This is a genomic window from Enterobacter huaxiensis, from assembly GCF_003594935.2.
Classification (GTDB): Bacteria; Pseudomonadota; Gammaproteobacteria; order Enterobacterales; family Enterobacteriaceae; genus Enterobacter; species Enterobacter huaxiensis.
Genome location: NZ_CP043342.1, coordinates 1,935,586 through 1,955,412, shown reverse-complemented (window position 1 = coordinate 1,955,412; position 19,827 = coordinate 1,935,586). Strand labels below are relative to the sequence as shown.

19 protein-coding genes are annotated in these 19,827 nt (G+C 56.2%); 8 read left to right on the top strand and 11 right to left on the bottom strand.

Annotated elements, in window-relative coordinates:
- Nucleotides 1–200: 200 nt before the first annotated feature.
- The 3 genes from D5067_RS09315 to yobA are packed head-to-tail and all read right to left on the bottom strand — an operon-like array spanning nt 201 to nt 1,798.
- Nucleotides 201–539, bottom strand: coding sequence for a YebY family protein (locus D5067_RS09315; protein ID WP_119937243.1), 339 nt, complete (start codon nt 537–539; stop codon nt 201–203).
- A gap of 16 nt (nt 540–555) precedes the next feature.
- On the bottom strand, nt 556–1,425 hold the full coding sequence (gene copD / locus D5067_RS09310) for a copper homeostasis membrane protein CopD (protein ID WP_119937242.1): 870 nt from the start codon (nt 1,423–1,425) through the stop codon (nt 556–558).
- Between the two features lies 1 nt (nt 1,426).
- Entirely contained in the window at nt 1,427–1,798 is a 372-nt protein-coding gene (yobA, locus tag D5067_RS09305) for a CopC domain-containing protein YobA (protein WP_119937241.1), read from the bottom strand.
- Nucleotides 1,799–1,935: 137 nt separating this feature from the next.
- Here yobA and D5067_RS09300 point away from each other — a divergent pair, with 137 nt between their 5' ends.
- The 3 genes from D5067_RS09300 (at nt 1,936) to exoX (ending at nt 3,614) form a co-directional block, all read left to right on the top strand.
- Nucleotides 1,936–2,166: a DNA polymerase III subunit theta gene (locus tag D5067_RS09300; protein ID WP_013096102.1), complete on the top strand. Its 231-nt coding sequence runs from the start codon at nt 1,936–1,938 to the stop codon at nt 2,164–2,166.
- A 110-nt stretch (nt 2,167–2,276) separates the two neighbouring features.
- Nucleotides 2,277–2,927 (top strand): carbon-nitrogen hydrolase family protein, encoded by a 651-nt coding sequence (locus tag D5067_RS09295; RefSeq protein WP_119937240.1) that lies wholly within the window; start codon nt 2,277–2,279, stop codon nt 2,925–2,927.
- Nucleotides 2,928–2,951: 24 nt separating this feature from the next.
- Nucleotides 2,952–3,614 (top strand): exodeoxyribonuclease X, encoded by a 663-nt coding sequence (gene exoX / locus D5067_RS09290; protein WP_119937239.1) that lies wholly within the window; start codon nt 2,952–2,954, stop codon nt 3,612–3,614.
- Here exoX and ptrB read toward each other — a convergent pair.
- A complete protein-coding gene (gene ptrB / locus D5067_RS09285; RefSeq protein ID WP_119937238.1) occupies nt 3,611–5,671 on the bottom strand; it encodes an oligopeptidase B in 2,061 nt (686 codons plus the stop codon). The genes exoX and ptrB overlap by 4 nt on opposite strands.
- Before the next feature lie 83 nt (nt 5,672–5,754).
- Complete coding sequence (locus D5067_RS09280) at nt 5,755–6,408, bottom strand: tellurite resistance TerB family protein (RefSeq protein ID WP_119937237.1); 654 nt, start codon at nt 6,406–6,408, stop codon at nt 5,755–5,757.
- 171 nt (nt 6,409–6,579) lie between these two features.
- Here D5067_RS09280 and purT point away from each other — a divergent pair, with 171 nt between their 5' ends.
- The gene (gene purT, locus D5067_RS09275) at nt 6,580–7,758 is read left to right on the top strand and encodes a formate-dependent phosphoribosylglycinamide formyltransferase (protein ID WP_119937236.1); all 1,179 of its coding nucleotides are present in this window, start codon (nt 6,580–6,582) and stop codon (nt 7,756–7,758) included.
- Between the two features lie 42 nt (nt 7,759–7,800).
- Here purT and kdgA read toward each other — a convergent pair whose 3' ends face one another.
- The 3 genes from kdgA to zwf all read right to left on the bottom strand — a co-directional run bounded on the left by kdgA (nt 7,801) and on the right by zwf (nt 12,002).
- Nucleotides 7,801–8,442 carry a bifunctional 4-hydroxy-2-oxoglutarate aldolase/2-dehydro-3-deoxy-phosphogluconate aldolase gene (kdgA, locus tag D5067_RS09270; RefSeq protein WP_006811025.1) on the bottom strand — a complete coding sequence of 214 codons (642 nt, stop codon included), beginning with the start codon at nt 8,440–8,442 and terminating at the stop codon, nt 7,801–7,803.
- A gap of 39 nt (nt 8,443–8,481) precedes the next feature.
- Nucleotides 8,482–10,293 (bottom strand): phosphogluconate dehydratase, encoded by a 1,812-nt coding sequence (edd, locus tag D5067_RS09265; RefSeq protein WP_119937235.1) that lies wholly within the window; start codon nt 10,291–10,293, stop codon nt 8,482–8,484.
- A gap of 233 nt (nt 10,294–10,526) precedes the next feature.
- The gene (gene zwf, locus D5067_RS09260; protein ID WP_119937234.1) at nt 10,527–12,002 is read right to left on the bottom strand and encodes a glucose-6-phosphate dehydrogenase; all 1,476 of its coding nucleotides are present in this window, start codon (nt 12,000–12,002) and stop codon (nt 10,527–10,529) included.
- Between the two features lie 357 nt (nt 12,003–12,359).
- On the opposite strand from zwf, the gene D5067_RS09255 reads away from it, so the two are divergent.
- Nucleotides 12,360–13,229, top strand: coding sequence for a MurR/RpiR family transcriptional regulator (locus tag D5067_RS09255; protein ID WP_119937233.1), 870 nt, complete (start codon nt 12,360–12,362; stop codon nt 13,227–13,229).
- Nucleotides 13,230–13,344: 115 nt separating this feature from the next.
- Entirely contained in the window at nt 13,345–14,787 is a 1,443-nt protein-coding gene (gene pyk / locus D5067_RS09250; protein WP_119937232.1) for a pyruvate kinase, read from the top strand.
- A gap of 39 nt (nt 14,788–14,826) precedes the next feature.
- On the opposite strand, the gene lpxM is transcribed toward pyk, so the two are convergent.
- The 3 genes from lpxM to znuA all read right to left on the bottom strand — a co-directional run bounded on the left by lpxM (nt 14,827) and on the right by znuA (nt 18,198).
- On the bottom strand, nt 14,827–15,798 hold the full coding sequence (gene lpxM / locus D5067_RS09245; protein ID WP_119937231.1) for a lauroyl-Kdo(2)-lipid IV(A) myristoyltransferase: 972 nt from the start codon (nt 15,796–15,798) through the stop codon (nt 14,827–14,829).
- A gap of 120 nt (nt 15,799–15,918) precedes the next feature.
- On the bottom strand, nt 15,919–17,238 hold the full coding sequence (gene mepM, locus D5067_RS09240) for a murein DD-endopeptidase MepM (RefSeq protein WP_119937230.1): 1,320 nt from the start codon (nt 17,236–17,238) through the stop codon (nt 15,919–15,921).
- A gap of 15 nt (nt 17,239–17,253) precedes the next feature.
- On the bottom strand, nt 17,254–18,198 hold the full coding sequence (gene znuA / locus D5067_RS09235; protein WP_125913469.1) for a zinc ABC transporter substrate-binding protein ZnuA: 945 nt from the start codon (nt 18,196–18,198) through the stop codon (nt 17,254–17,256).
- Nucleotides 18,199–18,275: 77 nt separating this feature from the next.
- Here znuA and znuC point away from each other — a divergent pair, with 77 nt between their 5' ends.
- Complete coding sequence (gene znuC / locus D5067_RS09230) at nt 18,276–19,031, top strand: zinc ABC transporter ATP-binding protein ZnuC (RefSeq protein ID WP_119937228.1); 756 nt, start codon at nt 18,276–18,278, stop codon at nt 19,029–19,031.
- Entirely contained in the window at nt 19,028–19,813 is a 786-nt protein-coding gene (gene znuB / locus D5067_RS09225) for a zinc ABC transporter permease subunit ZnuB (protein WP_119937227.1), read from the top strand. Before znuC ends, znuB begins: the two co-directional genes overlap by 4 nt.
- Nucleotides 19,814–19,827 lie beyond the last annotated feature (14 nt).

The window sequence follows — 19,827 nt, the reverse complement described above, 5'->3', positions numbered from 1 at the left end:
GGCTCTTGGGAGAGAGCCGTGCGCTAAAAGTTGGCATTAATGCAGGCTAAAATCGCCTTGCCCTTTAAGAATAGATGACGACGCCAGGTTTTCCAGTCCACGGTAAAAGTGGCCTGAAAAAAAGCGTCAGAACATCATTAAACGAAAAAAAACCGCAGAGCTTTCACAAGCTACTGCGGTTTTTTATTGGAAACCAAAGGCTAGCAGAGGGTGTCGGCTCGCTCGATAAACGGTGCCAGGCTCATCTTCTGCCCCGGGTTGGACGGGTCATCAATCTGGATCACGCTAATAGGCTGACCGTTACTCTTGCCGCTGGCAACCTGCTGCTGTGCGACGTCGTTTAACGGATACTGCACCAGCGTGCTCGGGTTAATGGCGTACAGCGCGTGGCCGGGACGACAGGTCAGCATCACCTCTTCGCGGTTAAATGCCCATTTATCTTTACCCACTTCGAAACGGCTTACGGTAATGACCTGCGGTGCCGCCAGCGCGCTTCCGGTACAGGCCAGCAGTAAAAGAGAGAGTAGTGTCTTTTTCATATGTTATTTAACCTTGTCAAAAGGGCTCCCAGGTCGCAAACAGACTGACCGTTGCCAGTACCAACGCGCCCAGCACCACTTCTGCCTGCGTCATCCTGATAAAAATCTGTTGTTCCCGCCCGGCCTCCGGGCGAAAACGTGGCACCAGAAAATACCGATTCGCCAGCGCAATTACCACCATCATTGCCACCAGCGCACATTTGAACAACAGAAGTTGTCCGTAATCTGTCTGCCAGGGAAGCCTGAAGCCGAGAATGAAAAGCGAGTTCAGAACCCCGGTGAGCAGTACGCCTGCCACCGCATAATGCCCCACGCGGGAAAAACGCATCATGGTGTAGATAGCTGCCGTTTGCCAGCGCCCCTTTGCCAGCTGCATGCAAAACAGTAACGGCAGCAGGCCGCCCAGCCAGGCCGCAGCGCACAGCAGGTGAAGCGCATGATTCAGACGCTGGAGCGCCCCCGGCGCGCCATCGTTCATCGCCGCGTGCCCAACGCCCGCCAGCAGTACAAACTGCCCCATCGCCAGCAGCAGCAGACGCGCCCCTTTCTGTGGTGTCAGCCATGCAGCCCCCGCCGTGAGCGTCGCCAGAATAATTTGCCACAGCCAGACGCTGCCAAACTGCGTGCCCAGCACGCTGTGCCAGACGGCCGGACGCAGCGCGTCGCCCCAGCCATTCCCCATCAGCCCACTCTGTACGCCAAACATGAGGAGCGCAGCCATCAAGCTTATGAGCGCGGCAACCTGCTGCCGGGACTGAAACCGTCGCGACATCAGGCGCTGCAGTGACGTCGGTGCAAACCAGACGCTGTAGAGCGCGTTGCCAAAAATCAGCATCAGCGCGCCAAAATGAATAAAGCGCAGCACCACATACAAAAGCGCCAGCATGTTATTTCACGCTGAAGTGATAGCTGCCTTTGGTTTTGTGGCCGTCTACCGAGACCACGTGCCAGTCGACCCGGTAGGTACCCGCCGTCAACGGTTGTGCAAGGGGAACAATGAGCCGCGCCTTGTCTTTATCATCACGCTTCGCCGCACCGGTTTCGATCGTCCGCTGCTGTGCATCGGTGACCACTACGCCGCTAAACCCCGGTTCGATGCCTTCAGAAAAATTCAGCGTCAGGGTCTCCGGAGCCGCCACGGTGGAATCAGCCGCGGGTGATTGCTGCTGAAGATGAGCATGCGCCAGGGCGGCGGGCGCCATAGCCGACGAGAGCAGAAAAGCCAGTGCGCATACCGCGCGGGAAGAGGATAAACCCATCGCAATCATTCCTTTTTGTTATGCCTGTTTGGTAAAGAATAACTCTGTATAATAACCGAGTCGAGGATCATCCTGCGCCCGCTTGTCATCGTCATATAATCGCGGTAACGTTGCCGCCGCACAAAAAGGAGAAGGAAATGAAGATTAATCTGGCCGCCCTTCCTCAGGACGAGATGGACAAAGTGAATGTTGATCTCGCTGCCGCTGGCGTCGCCTTCAAAGAGCGCTACAACATGCCCATCGTGGCGGAAGTCGTCGAGCGTGAGCAGCCTGCCCACCTGCGGGACTGGTTCCGCGAACGGCTGATTGCGCATCGCCTCGCCTCGGTGAACCTGTCCCGGTTACCGTACGAGCCTAAAGTTAAATAAGCTTAATATCTCGTTACACTTCCTTACGCTGATTATGGCAGGATAAGAAAACCCTGATTAACTTAGGTGTATTCTTAAATCCCAGCGACTCAGTGTAAAAGGAAGTCACGATGTCACGATGGAATATAGCGGCTGCCCAGTACGCCCGGCAGCAAATCAGCGTTGAAGATCATGTCGAACACCACCTCCGCTTTATCGAGGAAGCCGCCAGGCTGCAGTGTGAGCTACTGGTGTTTCCTGAACTCTCATTAACAGGACCGGGCGAGGCTATCCTGCCTGCCCCACCGGACGATCTTCAGCTCTCCCCTCTTCTTCACGCCGCACATACTTACCGCATCACGGTTATCGCGGGGCTGACGCTGGAGGAGCGCGGCCAGCGTCATAAAGGGATCGCGCTTTTCTCGCCAAACCGTGAGGCAATACTGCGTTATCCTCAAGGAAGCGGGGCAAGCGTAATCCCCGGGGATAAGCAGCTAACCATCATCGATAGCCAGGCTGACGCCTGCAGCCTTGATCCGCAGGCAACGCTATTTACCAGCTGCCAGGCGGTGGGAGAGAACCGATGGCGGCAGTCCATCAGTACGTTGCAGCGCTTCGCGCACAGATACGCCATCGCGGTGCTTATGGCCAATGCCCGCAGCGGCAGCGCATTATGGGACGAGAAAGGACAGCTCATCGTTCGTGCCGATAAAGGGGAGCTCCTGTTGACCGGTTCTCTTGGTCGCCAGGGTTGGCAAGGCGATATCATTCCTTTAGGCTAAGCGTTTTATGGTCAGGAGCGATCAATGCTGCGCGTCATCGATACCGAAACCTGCGATCTGCAGGGCGGAATAGTAGAAGTGGCCTCTGTGGACGTGGTGGACGGAAAAATAGTCAACCCGATGAGTCATCTGGTGCGGCCCGATCGTCCCATCAGCCCGCAGGCGATGGCCATCCACCGCATTACGGAATCGATGGTGGTGGACAAACCCTGGATCGAAGAGGTCATTCCGCACTATTACGGCAGCCCGTGGTACGTGGCGCATAATGCCAGCTTTGACCGACGCGTCCTGCCGGAAATGCCCGGTGAGTGGATTTGCACCATGAAGCTGGCGCGTCGTCTGTGGCCGGGCATCAAATACAGCAATATGGCGCTGTATAAATCCCGTAAGCTCAGCGTCCGGACGCCGGAGGGGCTGCATCATCACCGCGCGCTATATGACTGCTATATCACCGCCGCGCTGCTGATTGATATCATGAATACCTCCGGCTGGACGCCAGACGACATGGCGACCATCACCGGACGCCCTGCATTGCTGACGACCTTTACCTTCGGCAAATATCGTGGAAAACCGGTATCTGAAGTCGCCGATAAAGATCCGGGCTACCTGCGCTGGCTGTATAACAACCTCGACAGAATGAGCCCGGAACTGCGCCTGACGCTGAAGCACTACCTCGGTGACGCTTAACGCGCCGCCTGGCCTGGCAGCGTATCCTGCGCCAGGCCAATCAGAAACGCGTATTCCAGGGCGACACCTTCATAGGATTTAAAGCGGCCCGATTTGCCGCCGTGCCCGGAATCCATATCGGTACAGAGCAGCAGCAGATTATCGTCGGTTTTGAGCTCGCGCAGCTTCGCCACCCACTTCGCCGGTTCCCAGTACTGCACCTGCGAATCATGCAGGCCGGTCGTCACCAGCATATGCGGGTACGCTTTAGCTTCCACGTTATCGTAGGGGCTGTACTCTTTCATGTAGCGGTAGTAGGTCTCATCCTGAGGATTCCCCCACTCCTCAAACTCCCCGGTCGTTAACGGAATAGATTCGTCCAGCATGGTGGTGACCACATCTACAAACGGCACCTGCGCTACCACGCCTTTAAAACGGTCCGGACGTTGATTGATCGCAGCGCCCATCAGCATGCCGCCCGCGCTTCCCCCCATGCCGAAGCAGAGTTCAGGGTTGCCATAACCTTGATCGATGAGCGCATCACACACGTCGAGGTAGTCGTGGAAGGTATTTTTCTTTCTCAGGAATTTACCGTCTTCATACCACTGCTGGCCCAGCTCGCCCCCGCCCCGGATATGGGCGATGGCGTAAACGAAGCCGCGATCGAGAAGACTCAGCCTGCTGCCGCTGAAGTCGGCATCCATGCTGGACCCGTATGAGCCGTAGCCATACACCAGAAGCGGGTTCTTACCCTTATTGAAATACGCTTTGTGATAGACCAGCGATACCGGCACTTCGGTACCGTCCCGGGCGGCAACCCACAGGTGTTCGCTGCGGTAGTTATCGGACTCAAACCCTTTCACTTCCGCCTGCTTAATAACCTGACGCTGCCCGGTATCCATATCCAGCTCAAACAGGGTGTCCGGCGTGGTCATGGACGAATAACCGTAGCGCAGACGGGACGACTCGGGCTCAGGGTTAAACCCAATCCACGTCACGTACGCCGGGTCATCGAACGCAATCCCCACCACCTCCCGCGTTTTGCGGTTGATTTGCCGAATACTGGTTAACCCTCGCTGGCGCTCTTCCACCACCAGCCAGTCGGTAAACAGCGTAAAGCCTTCCAGCATCACCTGCTCCCTGGCGGGAATGAGCACTTCCCATTTGCGCTCATCGCGCACTTTGGTTTTGTACAGACCAAAGTTTTTACCTTCCCGGTTAGAGCGCAGGTAGAAGCTGTGCTGGAAGTGATCCAGGCTGTACTCGTGATCTTTGCGGCGCGGCAGGAAGCACAGCGGCTGCGCATCGGGCAGCTCTGCATCCAGCAGCATAACTTCTGACGTGGTTGCGCTGGCGAGGTGGATAATCACATAGTGGCGTGATGACGTTTTGTGCAGGCTGACGTAAAACGTCTCGTCCTTCTCTTCATAAACCAGTTCATCGTCGGCCGATGCTGTACCCACCGTATGCCGCCAGACCTGATACGGCAGCAGCGTGGAGGCGTGCTTTTTGACGTAGTAAACCGTTTCGGAATCATTTGCCCAGACAAAGTCCGGAGAAACATTCTCCAGCATCTCCGGATACCAGTTCCCCGTGTCCAGATTGCGGAAACGCAGGCCGTACTGGCGACGTGAGAGATAATCTTCCGCCAGCGCCATAATGGCGTTGTCCGGGGCGATGGACATTCCGCCGAGCGTATAAAACTCGCTGTGGGCAGCACGCTGGTTGGCATCAAGCAGAACATCCCAGTCATCCCATTCGGCGCTTAGCACCGACTGTCGCTGATAGACAGGATATTCATTGCCTGGTTCATAGATATGGCGATAGCGGTAACCATTTTTGGTCCAGGGCGCGGAGACATCGCGCTGGGGAACACGCTGTACCATCTCGTTCAGCAGCCGATCCTGCAGCGCCTGCTGGCTGGACATGACCTTACGACCATAGTCGTTTTCCTGGTTCAGATAGTCGAGCACGTCTGGCCGGGAACGAGAATCGTCCCGCAGCCAGTAATAGTTGTCTATACGCGTATCGCCATGCGTGGTGATCGCATAAGGAGTACGTCGGGCTTTCGGTGGCATGTCACTTTTCTTTTGAGTTTTACACCCTATAAGGTTGGCAAAACCCACGCATGATGCAAGCGAAACGTGGCAACCCGGCGTAATTACACGCCCTGTAACGTCTGTTTTTGCTGCTGAATATCCTTTTCAATGCCCTCCCGGACATCCTGAGGAATTTTCAGCGCATCGCCCAGCGCGTTGAGGTAGCTGCGCTCCATAAAGTGATCGACATCAACGGCGGCACAGCTCAGGAAGTAGAGCTCAAGCGCCTCCTCCTCGTTCTTGACGCTGAGCGCCAGACGCTGGGGATCGAGCGGCTGCTCGATAGCCTGCGCAACCAGCGTTCTGCCCTGCGCTTCCACACCCGCTTCGCGCAGCTGCTGTTCAATTGCCGACCGCTCTTTATCGTCGATATGACCATCGCTTTTCGCGGCAAACACCAGCGCCAGAATAAGCCGCTCCGTGCGGATATCCAGCGGCGAGACGTGCTGTCCATACTGGGGTTCATCCTGATGCGCGGTGCGCACTTTGTCCTTATATTTGTTCCACAGAACCGTACCCGCAATGGCCCCTCCGCCCGCCAGCAGCGCGCCGGTACCGTATTTTGCCAGCAGCTTCCGGGATGATTTATTCGCTACCAGCAGGCCTGCCAGCCCGCCGAGCGCGCCCGGCACCAGCAGCTTGCTCAGGCCTTGTTCGCCTGTCGAACCGGCTTTCTGGCCCAGCATGGATTGCAATTGATTCAACCAACCTGACATGATTTCCCTCACTTAACAGTGCGTATGCTTCACAGCCTAAGCGAGCGGACGTCAGGAAATGTCTGGCTGCACTAAAGAAGCGCAAATTTCTTGCCGGTCTCCTTCTCCCGTGGCAAGACAGACGCAAACGTTTTCGTTTATACTGCGCGCAACTTTTTCAGGGGGATTGTTATGACTCGTTTAGGAACCGCGCTGCGACCTGCAGCGACGCGCGTAATGCTGTTGGGATCGGGAGAGCTGGGAAAAGAGGTCGCCATTGAGTGCCAGCGTTTAGGCGTTGAGGTTATTGCCGTTGACCGGTATCCCGATGCCCCTGCAATGCACGTTGCCCATCGTTCTTATGTGATAAACATGCTGGACGGTGAGGCGCTGCGCGCGCTTGTCGCGAAAGAAAAACCGGATTTCGTGGTGCCCGAAATTGAAGCCATAGCAACAGATACGCTGCTTGCTCTTGAGCAGGAAGGCCAGCGCGTGGTGCCCTGCGCCAACGCCGCAAAGCTGACGATGAACCGGGAGGGGATACGTCGTCTGGCAGCGGAAGAGCTGCAGCTCCCGACGTCCAGCTACCGTTTTGCGGGCGATAAAGGCGAGTTCCTGAAGGCCGTCGAGGAGATTGGCTACCCGTGCATCATTAAGCCGGTGATGAGCTCTTCCGGTAAAGGACAGAGCTTTATTCGCGACGGCAGCGCGCTGGACAAGGCCTGGGACTACGCCCAGCAGGGCGGTCGCGCCGGTGCCGGACGGGTTATCGTCGAAGGGGTAGTGAAGTTTGATTTTGAAATTACCCTGCTGACCGTCAGCGCGGTGGACGGCGTCCACTTCTGCGACGCTATTGGTCACCGTCAGGAGGATGGCGACTACCGTGAATCGTGGCAGCCGCAGCAGATGAGCGCCCTGGCGCTTGAGCGTGCTCGGGAAATCGCCCGCAAAACTGTTCTGGCGCTGGGCGGCTATGGCCTGTTCGGCGTGGAGCTGTTCGTTTGCGGTGATGAGGTGATTTTCAGCGAAGTCTCCCCTCGCCCGCACGATACCGGCATGGTCACGCTGATTTCCCAGGATCTCTCAGAGTTCGCGCTGCACGTTCGCGCCTTCCTCGGCCTGCCGGTTGGCGGCATTCGCCAGTATGGCCCGGCGGCATCGGCGGTGATCCTGCCCCAGCTGACCAGCCAGAATGTGACGTTTGATAATGTGGAAGGTGCCGCAGGCGCAGGCCTGCAGGTCCGTCTGTTCGGCAAGCCGGAGATTGACGGCACGCGCCGCCTGGGCGTGGCATTAGCAACCGGCGATTCGGTCGACGATGCCGTTGCACGAGCAAAAACCGCCGCTGCGAGCGTTAAGGTAGCAGGATAAAAAAAACGGGCCAGATGGCCCGTTTTTCACACTGCGAATAGCTTACTGTTTCGCACCTTCAACCGCTTCGCGAGCCAGTTTGGTGATGCGATCCCAGTCGCCTGCTTCCAGCGCATCCGCCGGAACCAGCCATGAGCCACCGATGCACAGCACGCTTTTCAGCGCCAGGTAGTCACGGTAGTTCGCCGGGGAGATCCCGCCGGTTGGGCAGAAACGCACCTGAGAGAACGGGCCTGCGATCGCCTGCAGCGCTTTGGTGCCGCCGTTCGCTTCGGCCGGGAAGAATTTGAACTCTTTCAGACCGTAGTCCATGCCCAGCATCAGTTCTGATACGGTGCTGATACCCGGGATCAGAGGAATAGAGCCTTCGGTCGCGGCTTTCAGCAGCGGCTCAGTCAGGCCTGGGCTGATCGCGAACTGCGCGCCGGCTTCGGTTACTTCAGCCAGCTGCTGTGCATTCAGAACGGTACCTGCACCGATAATGGCGTCCGGCACTTCTTTGGCGATAGCGCGGATTGCGTCCATCGCACACGCGGTACGCAGCGTCACTTCCAGTACACGTACACCACCTGCAACCAGCGCTTTCGCCATCGGTACGGCGTGCTCCAGTTTATTCACCACGATAACCGGCACGACGGGGCCCGTTGTCAGGATTGCTTCTGCACTTGTTTTCCAGTTTTTCATCAGAGTTTTCTCTCGCCAGATCGTTAAAATCAAGTCGTCTTAAAACGTAATACAGGTTGCGCCCTGCTCCGCGCCGGACAGTTTCTCACGCAGCGCACCAAACATTTCACGGCCGGTACCCACGCGCGACGCGCTCAGGTCAGGAATATGGGGCTTACGTGCCGCCAGCTCTGCTTCATCGACCAGCAGGGTGAGCTCACCGGTTTGACCGTTTACGCGAATCATGTCGCCGTCGCGGACTTTCGCCAGCAAGCCGCCATCGTAGGCTTCCGGGGTCACGTGAATAGCAGAAGGCACTTTACCCGATGCGCCAGAGAGGCGTCCATCGGTCACTAGCGCAATTTTGAAACGGCGGTCCAATAATACACCAAGTGGTGGCATAAGTTTATGTAATTCTGGCATCCCGTTGGCTTTTGGCCCCTGATGGCGGACAACCACCACGCAGTCTTTGTCGAGAAGACCGGCGTCGAAGGCAGGCAGAACGTCGTGCTGGCTCTCAAATACTACGGCCGGCGCTTCGATAACCTGGTTCTCTTCCGGAACGGCTGAGGTTTTCATGACCGCACGGCCAAGGTTGCCGCTCAGCACCTTCGTGCCGCCGTGCTGAGAGAACGGTTTATCGATGGTCGCAATCACCTGCGCATCCAGAGAAGCGCTCGCGCCGTCGCGCCAGTCCAGCTCGCCGTTGTTCAGCCATGGCTCCAGGGTGTAGCGCTGCAGACCAAAGCCCGCCACCGTGTTGACGTCCTCATGCAGCAGGCCGCCTTTCAGCAGTTCGCGCATCAGCACCGGTACGCCGCCCGCCGCCTGGAAGTGGTTGATATCGGCCGGACCGTTCGGATACAGGCGCGCCATCAGCGGCACCACGGAAGAGATGTCGGAGAAGTCATCCCAGTTGATCAAAATACCCGCCGCGCGCGCCATCGCCACCAGGTGCATGGTGTGGTTGGTTGAGCCCCCCGTTGCCAGCAGCGCGACAATGCCGTTGACCACGACCTTCTCGTCAACCATTTTGCCCATCGGCATCCACTCGTTGCCGTTTCCGGTCAGGCGGGTGACCTGACGAGCCGCGGCTTCGGTCAACGCCTGACGCAGCGGCGCATCCGGCTGGATAAAGGAGGAGCCAGGAAGCTGCATCCCCATAAACTCCACCACCATCTGGTTGGTGTTGGCCGTACCGTAGAAGGTACAGGTGCCTGGCGCATGGTAGGACGCGGCTTCTGCTTCCAGCAGTGCCTGACGGTCAGCTTTGCCTTCCGCATACAGCTGGCGAATACGCACTTTTTCTTTATTTGGCAGGCCGCTTGCCATCGGACCCGACGGGACAAAGATCGCCGGCAGATGACCAAACGACAGCGCCGCCATCACCAGGCCCGGGACGATCTTGTCGCACACGCCGAGATAAAGCGCACCATCGAACATGTTATGCGACAGGCCGACCGCCGCAGACATCGCAATCACTTCGCGGCTCAGGAGCGACAGCTCCATGCCATCCTGACCCTGAGTCACACCGTCACACATCGCCGGTACGCCGCCTGCAACCTGCCCCACCGCGTTTACGCTGTGCAGTGCTTTACGGATGATGTTCGGGTAGACCTCGTACGGCTGGTGCGCGGAGAGCATGTCGTTATAGGAGGTGATGATGGCGATATTGTTACGCAGCATGCTTTTCAGCGAGTCTTTATCGCCAGGCTGACAGGCGGCGAAGCCGTGAGCCAGGTTACCACAGGCCAGCTGGGAGCGATGGACCGTCTCACTCTTCGCTTGTTCGATACGGGCGAGGTAGGCAGAACGGGTCTCTTTCGAGCGCTCTGCAATGCGTTGTGTTACGCGTAACAATGTCGGATTCATAAAAGCTCCTCTAATTTATCTGTCCGGGCTCGGGAGTTTACAAAGTCGCTGGCAGTTGTTAACAACGCTGAAACGCTTGGTGTCCGGAGCTCAGGGGCAAAATCGCTTCCGGCAGTGTAATAAAAAAAGCTCCGCGGGTGAATCCACGCGGAGCTTAAAAGATTAAAAAAGTGTCACTTACTGAGTTAGATCATGTTACCGGTAAAATAACACCTTCGGGCTAGAGGAATGCCCTACTCGAACTCGTTCCAGGAGCGACCGTCGCGGGTGATCATCGCCACGGAGGCGACAGGTCCCCAGGTGCCTGCCTGATACGGTTTAGGCGCATCCTGATCGGCTGCCCAGGCCTCGGTGATGGAGTCGACCCATTTCCACGCCTCTTCCACTTCGTCGCGGCGGACGAACAGCGCCTGGATACCGCGCATGGTTTCCAGCAGCAGACGCTCGTAAGCATCCGCCAGGTGCGTTTCGTTGAAGGTTTCGGAGTAGCTCAGATCCAGCTTAGTGGTTTGCAGGTTGTGCTTGTGATCCAGCCCCGGCACTTTGTTCAGGATCTGGATATCCACGCCCTCGTCCGGCTGCAGACGAATGGTCAGCTTGTTCTGCGGCAGCTCCTGCCATGACTCTTTGAACAGGTTCAGCTCTGGGTTTTTGAAGTAGACAACCACTTCGGAGCATTTTGCTGGCAGACGTTTGCCGGTGCGCAGGTAGAACGGAACGCCCGCCCAGCGCCAGTCGTCGATATCAACACGGATCGCCACAAAGGTCTCGGTGTTGCTGGCCTTGTTCGCGCCCTCTTCTTCCAGGTAGCCAGGGACTTTTTTACCCTGAGCAAACCCGGCGGTGTACTGGCCGCGAACGGTCTTCTCACGCACGTTAGAACGGTCGATACGACGCAGTGATTTCAATACCTTCACTTTTGCGTCACGAATGCTGTCCGCCGTCAGGTCTGACGGTGGTGACATCGCAATCATGCACAGAATTTGCAGCAGGTGGTTCTGGATCATGTCGCGCATCTGGCCGGCCTGGTCAAAGTAACCCCAGCGACCCTCAATACCCACCTCTTCGGCCACGGTGATTTCTACGTGATCGATGGTGCGGTTATCCCAGTTGTTCACGAACAGGGAGTTAGCAAAGCGCAGCGCCAGCAGGTTCAGCACCGTCTCTTTACCGAGATAGTGGTCGATACGGTAAACCTGGCACTCTTCGAAGTACTCGCCCACCTGGTCATTGATTTCACGTGAGGTCGCAAGCGAGGTGCCCAACGGTTTCTCCATGACCACGCGTGCGGGTTTGGCATTCAGCTTCGCTTCGCCAAGCCCTTTACAGATGGCGCCGAAGGTGCTTGGCGGCATCGCGAAATAGTTAATAGTGACGCGGTTTTTTTGATCCAGCATCTCGCCCAAACGGGAGAACGCACTCACGTCGTTCACGTCCAGGTTGCAGAAATCCAGGCGTCCGCTCAGCGTGTCCCACAAACTTTCATCAATTTTCTCTTTCATGAAAGTTTCGAGCGCCTCGCGCACGACTTTTGTATACGCGTCCTTGTCCCAGTCGGCGCGCCCTACACCCAGGATACGGGTATCCGGATGAAGCTGGCCCGCTTTCTCCAGTTGATACAGGGAAGGCAGCAATTTACGGCGTGCAAGATCGCCTTTCGCGCCGAAAATGACCAGGTCACATGCCTGGGCTGTTTGCGTTACCGCCATGTCATTCTCCTCAGTTGGATCACCTGGTGCTTCTGCCAGGTATCGTTGTAATTTTATTACAATGCACTGTACTGCTTTTACGTCATTCCTGAAACCATTAGCGCTTAACGTCGCGTGCGATACCGCGGTTTTTCAGGCTTCAAGCCTGTGCGCATCAGCAATGACGTAAAAACCGCTGATTCTTTGTTCTGTTGGGCCACTGTAAAACCCGACATCGATCAAGTAATGAAAAAAAACAACAGCTTTTCATGTCGACTGTTACCCTTTAGGAAAACACAGGGGTAATATCGGCTAAATCGAATCAAGATTTCATCTATAAATGAAATCGTTTCTTCCCCCATGAGCGCCTTGTTAACAATGAACATGCTGGAAAAAATCCAGTTTCAACTGGAACACCTTAGCAAATCCGAGCGAAAAGTGGCTGAAGTTATTCTCGCCTCTCCCGCTCAGGCGATTCATTCAAGCATCGCCGCTCTGGCTCAGGAATCGGGCGTCAGCGAACCGACGGTTAATCGGTTCTGCAGAAGCCTTGAAACGCGCGGCTTCCCTGATTTTAAACTGCATCTTGCCCAAAGTCTGGCAAACGGCACGCCCTATGTTAATCGCAATGTCGATGAAGACGACAGCGTTGATGCCTACACGGCGAAAATATTTGAGTCCGCCATGGCGACCCTCGACCATGTCCGCCAGTCTCTGGATATGAGTTCGGTGAATCGCGCCGTGGATTTGCTGACGCAGGCCAAACGAATCGCCTTCTTTGGCCTTGGCTCCTCCGCCGCCGTTGCGCATGATGCCATGAACAAATTTTTCCGCTTTAACGTTCCCGTTATCTATTCCGATGACATCGTGCTGCAACGCATGAGCTGTATGAACTGCAGTGAAGATGATGTGGTGGTCCTGATCTCGCACACCGGGCGCACGAAAAGCCAGGTTGAACTGGCGCAGCTGGCGCGTGAAAATGATGCCATGGTGATCGCCCTGACCACGGCAGGTACGCCGCTGGCGCGAGAGGCGACCCTCGCCATCACGCTCGACGTGCCGGAAGACACCGACATGTATATGCCCATGGTGTCGCGTCTGGCGCAGCTCACGGTGATTGACGTGCTGGCGACCGGCTTTACCCTGCGTCGGGGTGCAAAATTCAGGGATAACTTGAAGCGGGTCAAGGAAGCGCTGAAGGAATCGCGTTTTGATAAAGAATTGCTTATAAAGAGCGATGTTCCCTAATAACTAAGTTGTAACGATTTACGGCATTCGGTCCCCTCCCTGCTGCCTTGTAGCAGAAGACGGCCGATTCATTGTTCACGCAACACCAAAGTTGTTTCAGTCAACGGAGTATTACATGTCCAGAAGGCTTCGCAGAACCAAGATCGTAACCACCTTAGGCCCGGCAACCGATCGCGATAATAATCTTGAAAAGATTATCGCCGCAGGCGCCAACGTGGTGCGTATGAACTTCTCTCACGGTACACCAGAAGACCATAAACTACGTGCAGACAAGGTACGTGAGATCGCGGCTAAACTGGGCCGCCATGTTGCCATCCTCGGGGATCTCCAGGGTCCAAAAATCCGTGTTTCGACCTTCAAAGAGGGAAAAGTTTTCCTCAATATCGGTGATAAATTCCTGCTCGACGCCAACCTGAGCAAAGGCGAAGGCGATAAAGAGAAAGTCGGGATCGACTATAAAGGCCTGCCTGCGGACGTAGTGCCAGGCGATATCCTGCTGCTCGACGACGGTCGCGTTCAGCTGAAAGTGCTGGAAGTTCAGGGGATGAAGGTGTTCACCGAAGTGACCGTCGGCGGCCCGCTCTCCAACAATAAAGGTATCAACAAGCTCGGCGGTGGCCTCTCTGCAGAAGCGCTGACCGAAAAAGACAAAGCGGACATCGTGACCGCGGCGCAAATTGGCGTGGACTATCTGGCCGTCTCCTTCCCGCGCTGCGGCGAAGATCTGAACTATGCTCGCCGCCTGGCACGCGATGCCGGCTGCGATGCGAAGATCGTCGCAAAAGTGGAGCGTGCTGAAGCCGTGTGCGACCAGGACGCCATGGACGACGTGATTCTGGCCTCTGACGTGGTGATGGTTGCCCGCGGTGACCTGGGCGTGGAAATTGGCGACCCGGAACTGGTCGGCATCCAGAAGGCACTGATTCGCCGCGCGCGCCAGCTGAACCGTTCGGTGATCACTGCGACCCAGATGATGGAGTCGATGATCACTAACCCAATGCCAACCCGTGCAGAAGTGATGGACGTGGCGAACGCCGTACTGGATGGTACCGATGCGGTTATGCTGTCAGCTGAAACGGCTGCGGGCCAGTACCCTGCCGAAACCGTCGCGGCAATGGCGCGCGTTTGCCTGGGCGCTGAGAAGATCCCAAGCATCAACGTGTCTAAACACCGTCTGGATATTCAGTTCGATAACGTGGAAGAAGCGATCGCGATGTCTGCGATGTACGCCGCCAACCACCTGAAGGGCGTTACCGCGATCATCACCATGACCGAATCCGGTCGTACCGCGCTGATGACCTCGCGTATCAGCTCCGGCCTGCCAATTTTCGCGATGTCTCGCCACGAGCGTACGCTGAACCTGACGGCGCTGTATCGCGGCGTGACGCCGGTTTACTTCGACAGCACCAGCGACGGCGTTGCCGCAGCGCACGATGCGGTGAACCTGCTGCGCGACAAAGGCTATCTGGTGTCCGGTGATATTGTCATCGTGACGCAGGGTGATGTGATGAGCACCATCGGCTCAACCAATACCACCCGCGTACTGACCGTAGAGTAAGATCCGATCCCCTCTTCCCTAAGGGGAGAGGGGAATTTATTATTTCCTCGGGAAAAGCTCTTTACGCTTGTACGGCTCTGTTTCACCCGGTTTACGCGTTTTCAGCAGCTTCAGTATCCACGTGTACTGTTCGGTATGCGGCCCCACCAGCAGTTCCACCTCTTCATTCATACGACGGGCGATGGTGTTGTCGTCTGCAGTCAGCAAATCATCCATCGGCGGACGCACCTCGATGCTCAGGCGATGCGTTTTGCCATCGTAGGCCGGAAACAGCGGGATCACGCGAGCACGGCAAACCTTCATCAGGCGACCAATCGCAGGCAGCGTGGCTTTGTAGGTGGCAAAGAAATCGACGAATTCACTGTGCTCCGGGCCATGATCCTGATCCGGCAAATAATATCCCCAGTACCCCTGACGTACCGATTGGATAAACGGTTTGATGCCGTCGTTACGCGCATGCAGGCGTCCGCCAAAACGACGGCGCACGGTGTTCCAGACAAAATCATAGATCTTGTTACCCTGGTTATGGAACATCGCTGCCATTTTCTGTCCCTGAGAAGCCATGAGCATCGCCGGAATATCCACACCCCAGCCGTGAGGCACCAGGAAAATCACCTTCTCATCATTGCGACGCATTTCTTCAATGATTTCCAGCCCTTTCCAGTCAACGCGCTTGACGATTTTCTCCGGACCTTTTAGCGCCAGCTCGGCCATCATCGCCATCGCCTGAGGCGCAGTGGTATACATGGCATCAATGATCGCCTCACGCTCGGCGTCGCTTTTTTCGGGGAAGCAGTAATAGAGGTTAATCTGCGCACGACGGCGCGCACTTTTACCCAGACGCCCGGCGAGGCGGCCGATTTTGCCCAGTACCGGATCGCGCACGGTGGCGGGCAACATCGCAATCCCTGCAAACGCGTAAACGCCAAGCCAGGCGCCCCAGTTACGCGGGTGGCGGAAAGATTTTTCAAACTCAGGAATGTATTCAATATTGTTTTTTTTGGTTTCCATGCGGGTTCCAGGGTCTGGTGACGCAAAAATTTATTCAGATAGTGTAGCGATGCAGCCGCTCGCACACAAAAGAAAAAGCCGGCGCAAAAGGGCGCCGGCTTTTTAATAAAACGTGATGGCTTAGTCGAAGCGTAACTGCGGCATCACTTCTTTGACCTGTGCCAGGTAATCAGTACGATCTTTACCGGTCAGCCCCTCGGTGCGCGGAAGCTTCGCCGTCAGCGGATTCACCGCCTGCTGGTTGATCCACACTTCATAGTGCAGGTGTGGACCCGTTGAGCGCCCGGTATTACCGGAAAGCGCAATGCGGTCACCGCGTTTCACTTTCTGACCCGGTTTAACCAGCAGCTTACGCAGGTGCATATAGCGGGTGGTGTAAGTGCGACCATGACGAATGGCAACGTAATACCCTGCAGCACCGCTGCGTTTTGCCATGACCACTTCACCATCCCCGACCGACAGCACAGGCGTGCCCTGCGGCATAGCGAAGTCAACGCCACGGTGCGGCGCTACGCGCCCGGTCACCGGGTTCAGACGGCGCGGGTTGAAGTTGGAGGAGACGCGGAACTGTTTCGCCGTTGGGAAGCGCAGGAAGCCTTTCGCAAGCCCTGTACCGCTGCGGTCATAGAACTTGCCGTCTTCCGCACGAATGGCGTAATAATCTTTGCCGTCGGAACGCAGGCGTACGCCGACCAGCTGGCTTTGCTCACGTTTTCCGTCCAGCATTTCGCGGGACATCAGCACGGAGAATTCATCGCCTTTTTTCAACTTACGGAAATCCATCTGCCACTGCATGGCCTTGATAACCGAGCTGATTTCAGCGCTGGTCAGGCCCGCGTCACGCGCGCTGGATACAAAGCTTGCGCCAACGGTACCGTTCATCACGCTGTTCACCCAGTCGCCCTGCTGCATTTCGCTGGTCATCTTAAAACCGTTAGCAGTGCGATCGTAGGTGCGGGTTTCGCGACGGGACATCTCCCACGTCAGGCGCTGTAAATCACCGTCAGCGGTCAAGGTCCAGGAGAGCTGTTGACCAATTTTCAGGTTACGCAGCTCTTTGTCCGAGGCTGCAAGCTGGCTGATATTTCCCATATCAATGCCGTACTGGTTAAGAACGCTGCTCAGCGTATCGCCAGTGGAGACGACATATTCATGGATCCCCGCTTCATTCTGAATTTTGTCATCCAGCTCATCCTGAGGGATGGCTTCATCTTCCTGCGCGGCCTGGTCGATAGGTTCACTGGCCTCGGGCAGCAGCGAACGAATCTCGCTTTTCTCAAGCTCGATGGTTTTGATGATAGGGGCAGAACTCGGGTGGTAAACATAGGGCCGCCAAACGGCGACCGCTAAGGTGAGAACTGTAAGCGACCCCAGCATAACGCGATGGGGTCGAGGCAGATTGTTAAATGCCAGGGCGACAGAGCGGGCTATCTGTTGCACGTATTCACTTCCTCGTTAATCTCCTTTCAGGCAGCTCGCATACTGATTCGCCAGTTGACTGAGAAACTGCGAATAGCTCGCTTTGCTCAACTGGATGTTCGTACCAAGCGGGTCAAGGGTTCCCATGCGCACGGACGTTCCCCTGGCCACGGCTTCTACGACCGCTGGCCTGAACTGTGGCTCAGCAAAAACGCATGTCGCTTTTTGCTCAACCAGCTGTGTTCTGATTTCATGTAAACGCTGCGCACCAGGCTGGATTTCAGGGTTGACGGTAAAGTGCCCCAGCGGGGTCAGGCCGTAGTGTTTTTCGTAATAGCCATAGGCGTCATGAAAAACGAAATACCCTTTTCCTTTTAGCGGTGCGAGCTCGGTACCCACCTGCTTGTCGGTTGCCGCTAATTGAGCTTCAAACGCTTTCAGGTTGGCGTCGAGTTGGACTCGACTTTGCGGCATAAGTTCCACTAATTTGTCATGGATTGCAACCGCTGACAGCCGCGCTATCTCTGGGGAGAGCCAGAGGTGCATGTTGTACTCGCCATGATGGTGATGTGCATCACCTTTTTCGTCCTCTGCATGATGATGACCCTCTTCGTCACCGTCATCATCAGACCCTTTCATGAGCAAGGGTTTTACGCCCGACAGTTCGGCAATCGTGACCTGTTTTTCTGCCGGGATCTGCTTAGCTGACTTTTGCATGAAGGCTTCCATCTCTGGGCCAATCCAAACCACTAAGTCTGCGTTTTGTAAGCGTTTTACATCCGAAGGACGCAATGAATAATCATGCTCGGATGCACCATCAGGGAGCAATACCTGGGTATCAGTCACCCCGTCTGCGATGGCAGAAGCAATGAATCCAATCGGTTTTAGCGAAGCGACAACGGCGGCGTTAACATCTTGTGCTGTCGAACCCCAAAGGGCAGCGGATAATGCTGCGAAAAGAAGCGTATTTTTATGTAACATAATGCGACTAATCATCGTAATGAATGAGTGGAATGTGATATTATAACATTCGATGACTTCTGCAAGCTTAAATTGATATGACGACTTTGGTTTCTCTCGAAAATATTTCGGTCTCCTTTGGCCAGCGCCGCGTCCTTTCTGATGTTTCGCTGGATCTGAAGCCCGGTAAGATTCTGACGCTGCTTGGCCCTAATGGTGCCGGCAAATCTACCTTGGTGCGCGTGGTGCTCGGCCTGGTAGCACCTGATAAAGGAGTGATCAAACGCGAAGACAAGCTGCGTATTGGCTATGTGCCGCAGAAATTACACCTGGACGCCACGCTGCCGCTGACGGTTAGCCGCTTTCTGCGGTTGCGTCCCGGCACGCATAAAGCGGACATCCTCCCTGCGCTGAAGCGCGTGCAGGCGGGCCACCTCGTTGACGCTCCCCTGCAAAAACTCTCCGGGGGCGAAACCCAGCGAGTGCTGCTTGCCCGCGCGCTGCTCAGTAGCCCACAGCTGCTGGTACTGGATGAACCCACGCAGGGTGTGGACGTCAACGGTCAGGTTGCGCTGTATGACCTGATCGATCAGCTCCGCCGCGAGCTCGACTGTGCCGTGCTTATGGTCTCCCACGACCTGCATCTGGTCATGGCGAAAACCGATGAAGTGCTGTGCCTGAACCACCACATCTGCTGTTCCGGAACGCCGGAAGTGGTGTCGATGCACCCTGAATTTATCTCCATGTTTGGCCACCGGGGCGCAGAGCAGCTTGGCATTTATCGCCATAATCACAATCACCGCCATGATTTACAGGGACGAATTGTCCTGCGCCGGGGAAATGGACACTCATGATTGAACTGTTACTGCCCGGCTGGCTGGCCGGGATTATGCTTGCCTGCGCCGCGGGCCCGCTTGGCTCGTTTGTGGTATGGCGCAGAATGTCCTATTTCGGCGATACCCTTGCTCACGCCTCTCTGCTGGGCGTTGCCTTTGGCCTGCTGCTGGATGTGAATCCGTTTTACGCCGTTATCGTCGTGACGCTGCTGCTTGCCGCCGGTCTGGTCTGGCTGGAAAAACGCCCTCACCTTGCCATTGATACGCTGCTTGGCATTATGGCGCACAGCGCATTGTCGCTGGGTCTGGTGGTGGTGAGCCTGATGTCGAACATCCGCGTTGACCTGATGGCCTACCTGTTTGGCGATCTTCTCGCCGTTACGCCGGAGGATCTGATCTCTATCGCCATCGGGGTCGTGTTGGTGCTGGGTATTTTGCTGTGGCAATGGCGGAATTTGCTGGCGATGACCGTCAGCCCGGATCTGGCGTTTGTCGACGGAGTGAAGCTTCAGCGCGTGAAGCTGCTGCTGATGCTGGTGACGGCGTTAACCATCGGCGTGGCGATGAAGTTTGTCGGGGCGCTGATTATCACCTCTTTGCTGATCATTCCTGCGGCAACGGCGCGACGCTTTGCCCGTACGCCGGAGCAGATGGCGGGTGTGGCAGTGGTTATCGGAATGATTGCGGTAACGGGCGGGTTAACCTTCTCGGCGTTTTACGACACGCCAGCGGGACCGTCGGTGGTGCTGTGCGCGGCGGTGCTGTTTATTTTCAGTATGATGAAGAAAGCCGCGGTTTGATATTTTGCCCGGCG

Bases quoted from the DNA above. Each gene is read 5' to 3' on its own strand.
- copD (WP_119937242.1), bottom strand. From the start codon at position 1,425: ATGCTGGCGCTTTTGTATGTGGTGCTGCGCTTTATTCATTTTGGCGCG.
- lpxM (WP_119937231.1), bottom strand. From the start codon at position 15,798: ATGGAAACCAAAAAAAACAATATTGAATACATTCCTGAGTTTGAAAAA.
- D5067_RS09300 (WP_013096102.1), top strand. From the start codon at position 1,936: ATGAAGATTAATCTGGCCGCCCTTCCTCAGGACGAGATGGACAAAGTG.
- ptrB (WP_119937238.1), bottom strand. From the start codon at position 5,671: ATGCCACCGAAAGCCCGACGTACTCCTTATGCGATCACCACGCATGGC.
- zwf (WP_119937234.1), bottom strand. From the start codon at position 12,002: ATGGCGGTAACGCAAACAGCCCAGGCATGTGACCTGGTCATTTTCGGC.
- znuA (WP_125913469.1), bottom strand. From the start codon at position 18,198: ATGTTACATAAAAATACGCTTCTTTTCGCAGCATTATCCGCTGCCCTT.
- znuB (WP_119937227.1), top strand. From the start codon at position 19,028: ATGATTGAACTGTTACTGCCCGGCTGGCTGGCCGGGATTATGCTTGCC.
- exoX (WP_119937239.1), top strand. From the start codon at position 2,952: ATGCTGCGCGTCATCGATACCGAAACCTGCGATCTGCAGGGCGGAATA.
- kdgA (WP_006811025.1), bottom strand. From the start codon at position 8,442: ATGAAAAACTGGAAAACAAGTGCAGAAGCAATCCTGACAACGGGCCCC.
- D5067_RS09315 (WP_119937243.1), bottom strand. From the start codon at position 539: ATGAAAAAGACACTACTCTCTCTTTTACTGCTGGCCTGTACCGGAAGC.
- purT (WP_119937236.1), top strand. From the start codon at position 6,580: ATGACTCGTTTAGGAACCGCGCTGCGACCTGCAGCGACGCGCGTAATG.
- D5067_RS09280 (WP_119937237.1), bottom strand. From the start codon at position 6,408: ATGTCAGGTTGGTTGAATCAATTGCAATCCATGCTGGGCCAGAAAGCC.
- D5067_RS09295 (WP_119937240.1), top strand. From the start codon at position 2,277: ATGTCACGATGGAATATAGCGGCTGCCCAGTACGCCCGGCAGCAAATC.
- znuC (WP_119937228.1), top strand. From the start codon at position 18,276: ATGACGACTTTGGTTTCTCTCGAAAATATTTCGGTCTCCTTTGGCCAG.
- D5067_RS09255 (WP_119937233.1), top strand. From the start codon at position 12,360: ATGAACATGCTGGAAAAAATCCAGTTTCAACTGGAACACCTTAGCAAA.
- yobA (WP_119937241.1), bottom strand. From the start codon at position 1,798: ATGGGTTTATCCTCTTCCCGCGCGGTATGCGCACTGGCTTTTCTGCTC.
- edd (WP_119937235.1), bottom strand. From the start codon at position 10,293: ATGAATCCGACATTGTTACGCGTAACACAACGCATTGCAGAGCGCTCG.
- pyk (WP_119937232.1), top strand. From the start codon at position 13,345: ATGTCCAGAAGGCTTCGCAGAACCAAGATCGTAACCACCTTAGGCCCG.